11 protein-coding genes are annotated in these 13,030 nt (G+C 66.6%); all 11 read left to right on the top strand.

The window, feature by feature from the left end:
- A partial coding sequence (locus HMPREF1137_RS00640) for a molybdopterin-dependent oxidoreductase (protein ID WP_007587614.1) occupies positions 1-906 on the top strand: 906 nt, incomplete at its 5' end.
- Complete coding sequence (nuoH, locus tag HMPREF1137_RS00635) at positions 903-2,231, top strand: NADH-quinone oxidoreductase subunit NuoH (RefSeq protein WP_007587636.1); 1,329 nt, start codon at positions 903-905, stop codon at positions 2,229-2,231. The genes HMPREF1137_RS00640 and nuoH, both read left to right, overlap by 4 nt.
- On the top strand, positions 2,224-2,874 hold the full coding sequence (gene nuoI, locus HMPREF1137_RS00630; RefSeq protein WP_007587616.1) for an NADH-quinone oxidoreductase subunit NuoI: 651 nt from the start codon (positions 2,224-2,226) through the stop codon (positions 2,872-2,874). The genes nuoH and nuoI overlap by 8 nt, the downstream gene beginning before the upstream one ends.
- Complete coding sequence (locus HMPREF1137_RS00625) at positions 2,874-3,851, top strand: NADH-quinone oxidoreductase subunit J (RefSeq protein ID WP_007587631.1); 978 nt, start codon at positions 2,874-2,876, stop codon at positions 3,849-3,851. The genes nuoI and HMPREF1137_RS00625 overlap by 1 nt, the downstream gene beginning before the upstream one ends.
- The gene (gene nuoK, locus HMPREF1137_RS00620) at positions 3,848-4,147 is read left to right on the top strand and encodes an NADH-quinone oxidoreductase subunit NuoK (protein ID WP_007587627.1); all 300 of its coding nucleotides are present in this window, start codon (positions 3,848-3,850) and stop codon (positions 4,145-4,147) included. Before HMPREF1137_RS00625 ends, nuoK begins: the two co-directional genes overlap by 4 nt.
- Positions 4,148-4,162: 15 nt before the next feature.
- Positions 4,163-6,139 carry an NADH-quinone oxidoreductase subunit L gene (nuoL, locus tag HMPREF1137_RS00615; protein ID WP_007587629.1) on the top strand — a complete coding sequence of 659 codons (1,977 nt, stop codon included), beginning with the start codon at positions 4,163-4,165 and terminating at the stop codon, positions 6,137-6,139.
- A 25-nt stretch (positions 6,140-6,164) separates the two neighbouring features.
- A complete protein-coding gene (locus HMPREF1137_RS00610) occupies positions 6,165-7,712 on the top strand; it encodes a complex I subunit 4 family protein (RefSeq protein ID WP_007587610.1) in 1,548 nt (515 codons plus the stop codon).
- Positions 7,713-7,723: 11 nt separating this feature from the next.
- Positions 7,724-9,277 carry an NADH-quinone oxidoreductase subunit NuoN gene (nuoN, locus tag HMPREF1137_RS00605; RefSeq protein WP_007587619.1) on the top strand — a complete coding sequence of 518 codons (1,554 nt, stop codon included), beginning with the start codon at positions 7,724-7,726 and terminating at the stop codon, positions 9,275-9,277.
- Positions 9,274-10,287: a polyprenyl synthetase family protein gene (locus tag HMPREF1137_RS00600; RefSeq protein WP_007587623.1), complete on the top strand. Its 1,014-nt coding sequence runs from the start codon at positions 9,274-9,276 to the stop codon at positions 10,285-10,287. The genes nuoN and HMPREF1137_RS00600 overlap by 4 nt, the downstream gene beginning before the upstream one ends.
- 180 nt (positions 10,288-10,467) lie before the next feature.
- On the top strand, positions 10,468-11,979 hold the full coding sequence (locus HMPREF1137_RS00595; RefSeq protein ID WP_007587635.1) for an FAD-dependent oxidoreductase: 1,512 nt from the start codon (positions 10,468-10,470) through the stop codon (positions 11,977-11,979).
- Positions 11,980-12,121: 142 nt separating this feature from the next.
- Positions 12,122-12,997 carry a zinc metalloprotease HtpX gene (gene htpX / locus HMPREF1137_RS00590; RefSeq protein WP_007587633.1) on the top strand — a complete coding sequence of 292 codons (876 nt, stop codon included), beginning with the start codon at positions 12,122-12,124 and terminating at the stop codon, positions 12,995-12,997.
- Positions 12,998-13,030 lie beyond the last annotated feature (33 nt).

The following is a 13,030-nucleotide window of genomic DNA, read 5'->3' as shown; positions in this document are numbered from 1 at the left end:
CGCCTCGCGTGGGTCCCGCGCCGCGCCGGTGACCGCGCCGCCATCGAGGCCGGCCTCCTTCCGGGTCTGCTTCCCTTCGGCCGCGGCCTCGACGAGGCTGGGGCACAGTCCCTGGGTTGGGGCGAGCTGCCCGCCCGCGGCCTCGACGCCGAGCAGATGATCGAGGCTGCCGCCTCCGGTGAGCTCCAGGCTCTGGTCGTCGGCGGCGTGGATGTCCGTGACTTCGACGAGCCCGCCGCCGTGCGCGAGGCCCTCGACGAGGTTCCCTTCCTCGTGTCGCTTGAGGTTCGCACCTCGGAGATCACGGACCGCGCGGACGTCGTCCTGCCGGTCGCTCCCGCGGTCGAGAAGAACGGCACCTACATCAACTGGGAAGGCCGCCTGCGTCCCTTCGGCCAGGCCCGCTCGGCGACGTCCCTCACGGACCGCGACGTGCTCGTGCGCCTCACCGAAGAGTTTGACGACGATCTGGGGATCACCGCCCTGGCCGACCTCTACGAGGAAGTCAACCCCCTCATGGAGTGGGACGGCGCCCCGCAGGAGTTCGCCCCGGTGCCCGCGCAGGCTCCCGCCTCCGCCGGCAAGGGCGAGGTCGTTCTGGCTTCACACAAGCCGATGATCGACGCCGGTCGTCTCCAGGACGGCGCACCGTGGCTGGCCGGTTCGGCCCGCCGCCCCGTCCTCCTGGCCTCGGCCGCGACGTTGGCTGCCGCGGGCATCACCCCCGGTGCTGACGCGACGCTCGAGACTGAGCGTGGCACGATCACCCTCCCGGCCGCCATCGCGGACCTGCCCGACTCCGTCGCGTGGGTGCCCGAGTGCTCGACCGGCTCCGTTATTCACGAAAACCTCGGCGGTGCCGGCACCGTCGCGACCCTGCGCGCCACGCAGGAGGTGGCACGATGACACTCGCACCCTTCGCAGTCCCGGAGTACACTGCCGCGGACTTCAGCCAGGAAACCTGGTGGCTCAGCCTTATTAAGGCCGTGTTCATCATCGTCTTCCTGATCGCCAACGTGCTCCTGGCCCTGTGGGTCGAGCGCCGAGGCCTGGGCCGCATGCAGACGCGTCCCGGTCCGAACGTGGCGGGCCCCCTCGGCCTGTTCCAGGCGTTCGCGGACGCCGGCAAGCTCCTCTTCAAGGAGGACATGTGGACCCGCCGGGCCGAGAGGTTCCTGTACTTCCTGGCCCCCGCGATCGCGGCGTTCGCAGCGTTCAGCGTCTACGCGGTCATCCCGATGGGCCCAAACGTGAAGATCTTCGGCCACTCCACGCCGATGCAGCTGGCCGACATGCCCGTCGCCTCCCTGTACATCCTGGCGATCGCCTCGCTGGGCCTGTACGGCATCGTCCTGGGTGGCTGGTCGACCCGCTCGACCCTGCCGCTGTACGGCGCCGTGCGTTCCTCCGCGCAGGTCATCTCCTACGAACTGGCCATGGGCCTGTCCCTCGTGAGCGTGTTCCTCATGTCGGGCTCCATGTCCACCTCGCAGATCGTCGCAGCCCAGGGGCAGTTCTGGTGGGCATTCACCCTGTTCCCGGCATTCGTCATCTACTGCATCAGCGCCGTCGGTGAAGTCAACCGTCTTCCCTTCGACCTCCCCGAGGCCGAAGGCGAGATCGTCGCCGGCCACATGACCGAGTACTCGTCGATGAAGTTCGGCTGGTACTACCTGTCCGAGTACGTCAACATGCTCAACGTCTCGGCCGTGGCCACCACGATGTTCTTCGGCGGCTGGCACGCCCCGTGGCCGCTGTCCCACGTCGAGTTCCTGAACTCCGGCTGGTGGGGCCTGCTGTGGTTCTTCCTCAAGATCTGGTTCTTCATGTTCCTGATGATCTGGACGCGCGCCACGCTGCTGCGCTTCCGCTACGACCAGTTCATGAACCTTGGCTGGAAGCGCCTCATGCCCATCGCGCTGGGCTGGCTCGTCCTCGTCGCCCTGGTGCGCGGCATCACCCAGTTCGTCCAGCTGCCCAACCACGTTCTCTTCGGAGGCGTCGGCGTCCTCTTCCTGATCGCCCTGGCGATCATTTGGCTCACCGACAAGGGTGAGCCCGAGGAAAACCCCGCCTCCGAACGCGAATACACCGGCTTCGAGGACGGATTCCCCGTTCCGCCACTGCCCGGACAGACCCCCGTTGCCTCGCCGCGAGGCCTCGCCACCATCGAGGGCGAGCTTGCCCCGGCCGCGGCAATCGACAGCCCGAAGGAGTCCACCGATGAGTGAGAAGACCACCGACGAGGAAATGCTCTTCGAGCATGACCCCAAGGGTGCGTTCGCCCAGTTCGTCGCGCCCATGGCCGGCTACGGAGTCACCATGGCTTCCTTCTTCCGGCCCACCGTCACCGAGCAGTACCCGCGCGAACCCGCGCGCGTCATGCCTCGCTTCCACGGTCGTCACCAGCTCAACCGCTACGACGATGGCCTGGAAAAGTGCGTCGGCTGCGAGCTGTGCGCCTGGGCGTGCCCCGCTGACGCGATCTTCGTCGAGGCCGCGTCCAACACCCCTGAGGAGCAGTTCTCGGCGGGCGAGCGTTACGGCCGCGTCTACCAGATCAACTACCTGCGCTGCATCTTCTGCGGCATGTGCATCGAGGCGTGCCCCACGCGCGCCCTGACGATGACGAACGACTTCGAAATCGCCAAGTACACCCGCGAGGATGACATCTACGAGAAGGAAGACCTCCTGGTCCCCCTCGCAGACGGCATGCTCGCAGCGCCCCACCCCATGGTCGAGGGTAAGAACGACATCGACTACTACCGCGGGGAAGTCACCGGCCCCACCGCCGCCCAGGTTGACTGGGTGGCGAGCCGCCGCCCCGACGACCCCTCCCTCAAGACGGTACGAGTCGCCGAGGAGGCACACTGATGAACCTGTCCAATGGTTGGCCCATGATGGGGTCAACGGGGGAGATCATCCTCTTCGCATGCACGGCCATTGTCATGGTCGCCTGCGCTCTGGGTGTCCTCTTCTTTAAGAAGGCCGCGCACTCGGTCATCTGCATGGTCGGCGTCATGCTCGGCCTGGCGGTCCTGTACATTGCGAACAGCGCCCCCTTCCTGGGTGTCGCGCAGATCGTCGTGTACACCGGCGCGATCATGATGCTCTTCCTCTTCGTCATCATGCTGATCGGCATCGGCACCTCCGACGACTACGCCCGCCAGAGCCGCGGCGCGATCGTCGCGGCGGTGCTCGGCGGCCTCGGCCTGATCGTCATCGTCACGACGGCGATCCTGAAGTCCGTGCCCGCTCCGCACAAGCCCGTCGAGGTTGACCCCTACTCCAACCAGCCGATCACCGACCTGGCGATCACGCTGTTCCAGCAGCACTGGCTGAGCATGGAGCTCGCCGGTGGCCTGCTGATCACCGCCGCCGTTGGCGCGATGCTGCTGACCCACTCTGATCGCCTCACTCCGAAGGCCGACCAGTTCGAGACGGCTCGCAACAAGATGCGCGCGTTCGCCGAGAAGGGCGCCCGCATCGGCCAGCTGCCCGCCCCCGGTGTCTACGCCCAGTCGAACGCGGCTGACGTGCCCGCCATCTCCGGCGAGACCCTCGGCCCGGTCGAGGAGTCGGTGCCTCGAGTCCTGCGCGTGCGCGGCCTCGCCCGCACGATCGGCGAGGTCACCCCCGAGGTCTCCGAGCAGCTCGCACTCGCGCGCACCGAGACCTCGGCGGCGGACGCCATCGACGAGTCGCCCTACACCATCGGGCGCACGCCCGACGTCCCGCGCTCCGGATCCTTCGGGATGCCCGGCGCCGCCGCGCCCACCGGTCTGGCCCAGCCCCGGGCCCGCAAGGCGCGCACCACCACCCCCATTGAGAAGAAGGAGGAGAGCAAGTGAGCCTCGCCTGGTACCTCATCCTTGCGGGTGTGCTGTTCGCCATCGGTGCGACCACGGTCCTCGTGCGCCGCAGCGCGGTCATCGCGCTCATGGGCGTCGAAATGATGCTCAACGCCGCGAACCTCGTCCTCGTGACGTTCTCGCGCATTAACTCCAACGTTGACGGCGAGATCATGGCGTTCTTCGTCATGGTCGTCGCGGCCGCCGAAGTCGTCGTCGGCCTGTCGATCATCGTGTCCATCTATCGTTCGCGCTCGACCACGAGCATGGACGATCTCAACCTGCTGAAGAACTGAGGGAGGACGTAACTCATGACCACCTTCATCTCCCCGCAGGCTCTCTCCGTCTATGAGACGGTCGCGCCCACCGGAGTCGCCGCCTACGCGTGGCTGCTCATCCTCATTCCGCTGGCCAGCGCAGGCCTGCTCCTGCTGCTGGGCCGCGCCTCGGACAAGTGGGGCCACCTGCTGGCGACCCTCGCGTCCTGGTCGACTTTCGTCGTCGGCGCTCTGATCGCCGCCCAGATGTGGAACGCGCCCGTGGACGCGCAACGCTTCGGCCAGACGCTGTTCACCTGGATCCCCGCCGGTGACTTCACCGTCGACTTTGGTCTCCTCGTGGACCCGCTGTCGATCACGTTCGTCATCCTGGTGACCTTCGTCGGTTCGCTCATCCACGTGTACGCGATCGCCTACATGGAGCACGACGCGGCCCGCCGTCGCTTCTTCGCCTACCTGAACTTCTTCATCGCGGCGATGCTGACCCTGGTCCTCGCGGACTCCTACGCCGGCCTCTTTGCCGGTTGGGAAGGCGTGGGCCTGGCGTCCTACCTGCTGATCGGCTTCTGGAACCACGTCCCCGCCTACGCGGTGGCCGCCAAGAAGGCGTTCGTCATGAACCGTGTCGGCGACATGGGCATGCTGATCGCCATGATGGCGATGGTCGCCTCCTTCCACTCGGTGTCCTTCTCCGTCGTCTCTTCCCAGGTCGAGTCGATCCCCGCGGCGTCCGCGACGGTTATCGGTATCTTCCTGCTGGTTGCCGCCTGCGGTAAGTCCGCCCAGTTCCCGCTGCAGGCGTGGCTGGGCGACGCCATGGCTGGCCCGACCCCCGTCTCCGCGCTCATTCACGCGGCCACGATGGTTACCGCCGGCGTCTACCTGATCGTCCGTTCCGGCGACGTCTTCTGGGCCGCCCCCATCGCGGCGACCGCCGTCGCCATCATCGGTGCGATCACGCTCCTCTTCGGCGCGATCGTCGGTTGCGCGAAGGACGACATGAAGAAGGTCCTCGCCGCCTCCACCATGAGCCAGATCGGCTACATGATGCTGGGCGCGGGCCTGGGCCCCATCGGCTGGGCGTTCTCGATCTTCCACCTCTTCACCCACGGCTTCTTCAAGGCCCTCATGTTCCTCGGAGCCGGTTCCGTCATGCACGGCATGGGCGACCAGGTGAACATGCGTCGCTTCGGCGCCCTGCGCGGCGCCATGAAGGTTACGTGGCTGACGTTCATGATGGGCTGGCTTGCCATCCTCGGCGTTCCGCCGTTCTCCGGCTACTGGTCGAAGGACAAGATCATCGAGGCCGCCTTCAGCGCCGACAGCTTCGGAGGCAACATTGCCCTGTGGGCTGGCTGGGTCTACGGCCCCATCGCGATGATCGGTGCGGGCATCACCGCGTTCTACATGTCGCGCCTCTTCTTCATGACGTTCCACGGTAAGGCCCGCTGGACCACCGAAGCCGAGGGCGAGCCCGTGCACCCGCACGAGTCCGGCCCCCTCATGACGATCCCGATGATCATCCTCGCGATCGGCGCGGTCGTCCTCGGTGGCGCCCTGTCCGTCGGTAACACCTTCACCGAGTGGCTGGTCCCCTCGATCGGTCACGTCATGCACGGCGACCCCGTCCTCAATGAGTACGTCATTCAGGGAGCCACCCTCGCCCTCGTCATCCTCGGCGCGGTCATCGCGTGGATGAAGTACGGGCGCGACGAGGTTCCCACCTCCGTCCCCGCAGGCAACGCCCTGACCGAGGCCGCACGCCGCGACCTCTACCAGGACACCGTCAACGAGACCCTGTTCATGCTGCCCGCCAAGGGCCTCGTCACCGTCGCGACCGTCGGCGATGCGAGCGCCATCGACGGTGCGTTGAACGGCCTCGGTGCCGGCTCGCAGCTGCTCGGACGCATCGTCGGCATCACCCAGAACGGCCTCGTGCGCACGTACGCCGCCTACATCCTGGGTGGCGTCATCCTCGCCCTGGCCATCGTCCTCGGATTCAGGCTGTAAGGGGTATACGACAATGGAAAGTGCAATGGTTGCTGCTAACTTCCCGTGGCTGTCCGTCCTCGTGGCCATTCCGGCTGCGGGCGCGGCCCTCCTCGGCTTCGTCTCGCCCCTGAGGCGCGCCGCCGGGCGCGTCATCGCCCTGGTGGTCTCCCTCGTCGAGCTCGCGCTCGGCGTGTACGTGGCCGCCTCCGTCTTCGACTGGTCCGCCCCGGCCTCGTACCAGGTGTACGAGTCCCATCTGTGGATTCCCCAGATCGGCATCACCTGGTCCCTCGGCGTCACCGCGCTGGGCCTCGTCATGATCCTGCTGGCGATCGGCCTCGTGCCGCTCGTGCTGATTGCGGGTTGGGACGAGGACGATGCCGCGGACCGCGGCGCCTACCCGGCGCTCGTCTTGGCCCTCCAGGCATTCATGGTCGTCATCTTCGCGGCCTACGATCTGACGGTCTTCTACTTCGCCTTCGAGGCGATGCTCGTGCCGCTCTACCTCATGATCGGACGCTACGGCGTCGGTGACGAGGTCGCGCGTCACAAGGCCGCGATGAAGTTCCTGCTGTACTCGCTCTTCGGTGGCCTGGTGATGCTCGGTGGCATCCTCTACCTGTGGGCGATGGGCTCGCGCGCCGCGCAGGATGTGTCGACGTTCTTCCGCATTGACACGCTCGCCCAGATCCTGCCGAGCGCCCCGCTCGTCATTCAGATGGTCATCTTCGTGACCTTCATGGTTGCCTTCGCTATCAAGGCTCCCATGGTCCCGGTGCACACGTGGCTGCCTGACACGGCCGCCGTCGCTCGTCCCGGCACCTCGGTGCTGCTCGTCGGCGTCCTGGACAAGATCGGCACCTTCGGCATGATCGCCCTGTGCCTGCAGCTCACCCCTGGCGCGGCCGCGTCCGCGAAGTGGGTCATGTGCGTGCTCGCCGTCATCTCCATCCTGTGGGGTGGCCTGTCGGCGAACGGCCAGAACGACATTATGCGCCTCGTGTCCTACACCTCCGTGTCGCACTTCGGCTTCATGGTCCTGGGCATCTTCATCGGCTCGCAGATCGCCCTCGTTGGCGCCATGTTCTACATGGTCGCCCACGGCGTCTCGATCGCCGCGATGTTCCTGCTTTCCGGCTGGCTGTCGCGCCGCGGTGGCACGCAGGACATGCGTGAGTACGTGGGCATGCAGCGCGTGACCCCGGTTCTCGCGGGCCTGTGGCTCATGTCCGGCCTCGCCTCCATCGCGCTGCCCGGCCTGTCCGGCTTCGTCCCCGAGTACCTCGTGCTGATGGGCACTTGGTCGGTGAACGCCCCGCTGGCGCTCTTCGCGGTCCTGGGTGTCGTCATCGCCGCCCTGTACGTGCTCATGCCCTACCAGCGCGTCTTCACCGGCGCTCCGGGCAAGGGCAAGGAGGAGCTGGCGGACCTCGGGGCGCGCGAACGTGGCGTCATGGTGCCGCTCGTGGCCGCGATGCTCATCCTTGGTATCTGGTCGGCGCCTCTCGTGAGCGCCCTGACCCCGGTTGCTTCAGACCTCGACCTGACCAACTCGCAGGTCCCGGCCGCCGTTGAAGGGAGCGCACAGTGAACGTTCTACCCATGGATAACTTCCAGGCCCCCGAGGTTCAGTGGCTGAGCCTCGCGCCGATCCTCATCGTGCTCGGCGGCGCCGTCCTCGGCATTCTCGTCGAGGCCTTCGCCCCGGCCAAGGCGCGCCGTCCCATCGTGATCGGCCTGTCGATTCTGGCGACTGCCGGTGCGTGCGTGATGCTCGCGCTGCGGTGGGCGCCCGTCGTGGCCACCCCGGCCTCGCTGGGGGAGTACATCGAGGACCCCCTGACGGTTGGCGCCCAGTCGGTGCTCGTCATCATCGGATTCCTCGCCGTCCTCGTGATGGCCGACCGCACGACCGTCGGTGACGGTGCGTTTGCCGGTCAGCCCTCGGATCGACCGGACTCGGCCGCCGAGGAACTCTCGGAGCGTAAGGGCTACCAGCGCTCCGAAATGTTCCCGCTGACCCTGTTCTCGCTGGGCGGCATGATGATCTTCCCCGCTGCGGATAACTTCGTGACGCTCTTCGTGGCCCTCGAGGTCATGTCGCTGCCGCTGTACATCATGGCTGCGACCGCGCGTCGTCGCCGTCAGCTGTCCTACGAGGCCGCCCTCAAGTACTTCGTGCTGGGTGCGTTCTCCTCGGGCTTCATGCTGATGGGCTCGGCGTTCCTCTTCGGGTTCTCCAACTCGCTGCGCATCTCGGCGCTGGGCGAAGCAATTTCGACGAACACCGCCATGGACTGGATGGTCCTCATCGGCGTGTTCTGCGTGATGGTCGGCCTGCTGTTCAAGGTGGGCGCCGCCCCCTTCCACGCGTGGACCCCGGATGTCTACACGGGCGCCCCGACCCCGGTGACGGGCTTCATGGCCGCGGCCGTCAAGGTCGCCGCGTTTGCCGCGATGGCTCGCTTCTACCAGGCCGTCGCCGCCTACCTGCAGTGGGACTTCCTGTACATCTTCGCGGCCGTCGCGGTCCTGACGATCCTCGTCGGTACCTTCGCCGGCCTCGTGCAGGATGACGTCAAGCGCATGCTGGCCTACTCGTCGATCTCCCACGTGGGCTTCATCCTGATGGGGATTCTTGCGATCCAGAAGGGCGGCACGGGCCATGTGTTGTTCTACACGCTCGGTTACGGCCTGGCGACGGTCGGCGCCTTTGGCGTGGTCACGCTGGTGCGCGGCCGCGACGCGGACGGCAACGTCCTGGGCGAGGCGACGAGCCTGCGCAAGTGGGCGGGTATCGGCCGCACCAACCCGTGGATCGCGGGCGCGATGCTGGTCTTCCTGCTCTCGTTTGCGGGCATCCCGCTGACGGGCGGTTTCATTGGGAAGTTCGTGATTTTCTCCGACGCGATCAAGGGCGGCATCGGCTGGCTCGCGATTGTGGGCCTCGTGGCCTCGGCGATCACCGCGTTCTACTACTTCCGCCTCGTGCGCCTGATGTTCTTCACCGAGCCCGGTGAGGAGTCCGTCGTGGTGAAGTCGGAGGGCCTGTCCGCTCTGGCGATCATCGTGTGCGCGCTTGGGACGCTCGCCCTGGGCGTCTTCCCCGGTCCCGTGTTGAGTCTGCTCGAAAAGATCGTCATACTGATTCCGTGAGCGCTCAAACACCCGATCTTCATGTTCCCGACCTCGAGTCCCGTATTACCCCGGGGCTCGAGGTCGTCGAGCGTCGACTCCTCGACGCCGTGTCTTCGTCCCGCGATCTGACGGACGAGCTGACGCGTCACCTCGCTGTCGCTGGCGGCAAACGGATGCGTCCGCTGCTCACCCTCGTGTGCGCGCAGCTGGGTGACCCCGAGCGGGCGCTCGACGAGCAGGTCATCACGGCGGCGACGGCCGTGGAGCTGACGCACCTGGCGTCCCTGTATCACGATGACGTCATGGATTCCGCGCCGACGCGTCGCGGCGTGCCCTCGGCTCAGCACCTGTGGGGTAACAACCGCGCGATCCTCGCCGGCGACATCCTCTTTGCCCGCGCTTCGCTCCTGGTTGCCTCCCTGGGTCCCGAGATGGTCGCCCACCATGCGCGCACGTTCGAGCGCCTGTGTGAAGGCCAGCTCAACGAGACTTTCGGTCCGACGGACGGCGCGGATCGCGTTGACTTCTACTTGCAGGTCCTGGCGGACAAGACGGGTTCGCTCGTCTCCACCGCCGCTTCCTTCGGCGCGCTGCTGTCGGGCGCCGGCCAGCTCATGGCGGACGTGGTCAGCGACTTTGGTGAAAAGGTGGGCGTCGCCTTCCAGATCGCCGACGATGTGCTCGACTTGGCGTCATCGGGCGAGCAGTCGGGCAAGACGCCCGGCACCGATCTGCGCGAGGGCGTCGACACGCTGCCCGTCCTCCTCCTGCGTCGCCGCGAGGCCGCCGGCACGATTGACGAGGCCGGCGCGCGCATCCTGCGCGAGCTGACGGGGGACCTGTCCTCCGACGAGGCCCTCGCCTCGGTCGTTGAGCAGCTGCGCAGTCACGACGTCCTCGAGGAGACGCGCGAGCTTGCGCGTACGTGGGCCAACGACGCGATCGCTGCGCTGGCACCGCTGCCCAAGGGTGAGGCGAAGACCGCGCTCGAGGCCTTCGCGAACCTCATGGTGGATCGCCTGGTCTGATTGTCGACAACGAGGCCGGGGCTCGGCTGCGCATGAGAGCGCGGCTGGCTCCGGCCTCGTCGTATGTGCACCCTTGAGGTGTGTGAGGGGTCTCAGCTAAGGTTGCCCTTGGCAACGGGGCGCTAGACTTAGTGCCCAGGTGCGCGCACACGCGCGCGGTCACGAAGAAGGAGAAATCGGTTGGCACCGCTCAACGTCGCCGTCATTGGCGCTGGTCCCGCTGGCATTTACGCGTCGGACATTCTGTCCAAGTCGGGGCTCGAGGTGAATATCGACCTGTTTGAGCGTCTTCCCGCGCCCTACGGTCTCGTGCGCTACGGCGTCGCGCCGGATCACCCGCGTATCAAGCAGATCATCGTGGCGCTGTACAAGATCCTGCAGCGTGGTGACATCCGCCTGCTCGGCAATGTCGAAGTTGGCCGCGACGTGACGATCGACGACCTGCGTGATCACTACGACGCGATCATTATTGCGACGGGCGCGGACCGCGATCACCCGCTCGACATTCCGGGCGTGGACCTGCCCGAGTCTTACGGTGCAGCCGACTTCGTGTCCTGGTATGACGGCAACCCGGATTACCCGCGCACGTGGCCGCTGAAGGCCCGCGAGGTTGCTGTTCTCGGCGTCGGTAACGTGGCGCTGGACGTGGCTCGCGTCCTGGCCAAGCACGCCGAGGATATGCTCAAGACCGAGGTGCCGGCGAATGTGGCCGAGGGCCTGGCTGAGAACCCGATCACCGATGTGCACGTGTTCGGTCGTCGCGGCCCCGCGCAGGTGAAGTTCACCCCGCTGGAGCTGCGCGAGCTGGGCAAGGTGCCGGACGTGGACGTCATCGTTTCGGAAGAGGACTTCGACTTCGACGAGGGCTCGGAGGAGGCGCTGCGCGCGTCGAACCAGCAGCGTCAGGTCGTCAAGACGCTGACGAGCTACGCGATGGCGGACCCGGAGGAGCACACGGCCTCGCGTCGCATCCACATTCACCTGTTCCAGGCTCCGGTCGAGATCGTCGCGGACGAGAACGGCCACGTGAAGGCTCTGCGCACTGAGCGCACCGCCCTGAACGGCGATGGCAGCGTGTCGGGCACGGGCGTCATCACGACGTGGCCCGTGCAGGCCGTGTACCGCGCGGTGGGCTACTACTCCTCGCCGATTCCGGGCCTACCCTTCGACGAGCGCGCCGGCGTCGTGCCCAACGTCGAGGGACGCGTCATCGAGGGTGACACCACGAAGGACGAATCCGCCCCCGTGATCCCGGGCGTGTACGCGACCGGTTGGATCAAGCGTGGCCCCGTTGGCCTCATCGGTTCGACGAAGTCGGACGCCCAGCAGACGATCTCTCACCTCGTGGAGGACGCCTCCGAGGGCCGTCTGCACGCGAACACCGCCGAGGTGGGCCACGAGGCCATGGTGGCGCTCCTGGAGTCCCGTGGCGTCGAGTTCACGACCTGGGAGGGCTGGGAGCTTCTGGACGCCTACGAGCAGGCTCTGGGCGAGGACTACGGCGAGCTCCCGGCCGGCCGCGGCACGCGTGAGCGCGTCAAGGTCGTGTCGCGTCGCGCGATGACGGATATCTCGCGTGGTGCGCAGGTGGATCCGAAGGAAACGGATCTCATCGGCGACATGGGCGAGATGGGCGTGCCGAGCGCCCCCGAGCGCTTCGATGACTACACGGGTCCGGGCCGCCGCAACTGACGCGTCCCGCATCCTCGACGAGGCCGTGGCTGGGTTTTCCGGTCGCGGCCTCGTTGCGATTCGGTGAGTGGTCAATCGGTTCCCATCTGGGCTTCGGCTGGCTCCCAGGGGCTTCTCAGGTAACCCCCATAGGATCGCCTGCATGGTGCACCGCAACTATCACAACGGTCTGAAGACGACCCTCCTGCTGGGCAGCATGTGGGCGCTGCTGCTCGCTATTGGTGTGCTTATCGCGTCGGGCACGGGCCGTATGGTGTGGATTGTCGTGTTCGGGGGCATTGGACTCCTCCAGACCGCGTACTCCTACTGGAACTCGGCGACGATCGCACTGCGGTCGATGGGTGCGTATCCGGTCAGCGAGTCGGAACAGCCCATGCTCTACGCCATTGTTCGCGAGCTGTCGGATCGCGCGCAGCAGCCGATGCCGACGATCTGGGTGGCGCCCACGCTCACCCCGAACGCGTTTGCGACGGGTCGTAACCCGAACAATGCTGCCGTGTGCTGCACGGAAGGCATCCTGGCGATTCTCAACGAACGTGAGCTGCGCGGGGTGCTCGGACACGAGCTGATGCATGTCTACAATCGCGACATCCTCACGACGTCTGTTGCTGCGGCCATGGGCGGCGTGATCACGACGGTCGCGCAGGGCCTGCTGTTCTTTGGCGGCGGCAACCGTCGCGAGGGCGGGGGAGTGGGCATCATTGGCCTGCTCGCCATGAGTCTCCTGGCCCCGATCGCGTCGATGCTCATTCAGTTCTCGCTGTCGCGCACCCGTGAGTTCGATGCGGATGAAGACGGTGCGATGCTCACGCAGGATCCGCTCGCGCTGGCCTCGGCCCTGCGTAAGCTCGAGATGACAACGGATCGACGTCCGATGGAGGACACCCCGCGCACGCGAAATGTCGCGGCGATGATGATCGCGAACCCTTTCCGTGGGGAGTCTCTCATGCGTATGTTCTCGACCCACCCTCCGATGGACGAGCGGATCGCCCGACTGGAGAAGATCGCGGGCTATTAGGCCAATGAGCGAAGGGGCGGGTGGCCGGAGACA

Source organism: Actinomyces sp. ICM39 (assembly GCF_000282935.1).
GTDB classification, from domain to species: Bacteria; Actinomycetota; Actinomycetes; order Actinomycetales; family Actinomycetaceae; genus Pauljensenia; species Pauljensenia odontolytica_B.
The sequence above is the reverse complement of the archived record's forward strand: the minus strand, read 5'-3'. Positions and strand labels throughout refer to the sequence as shown.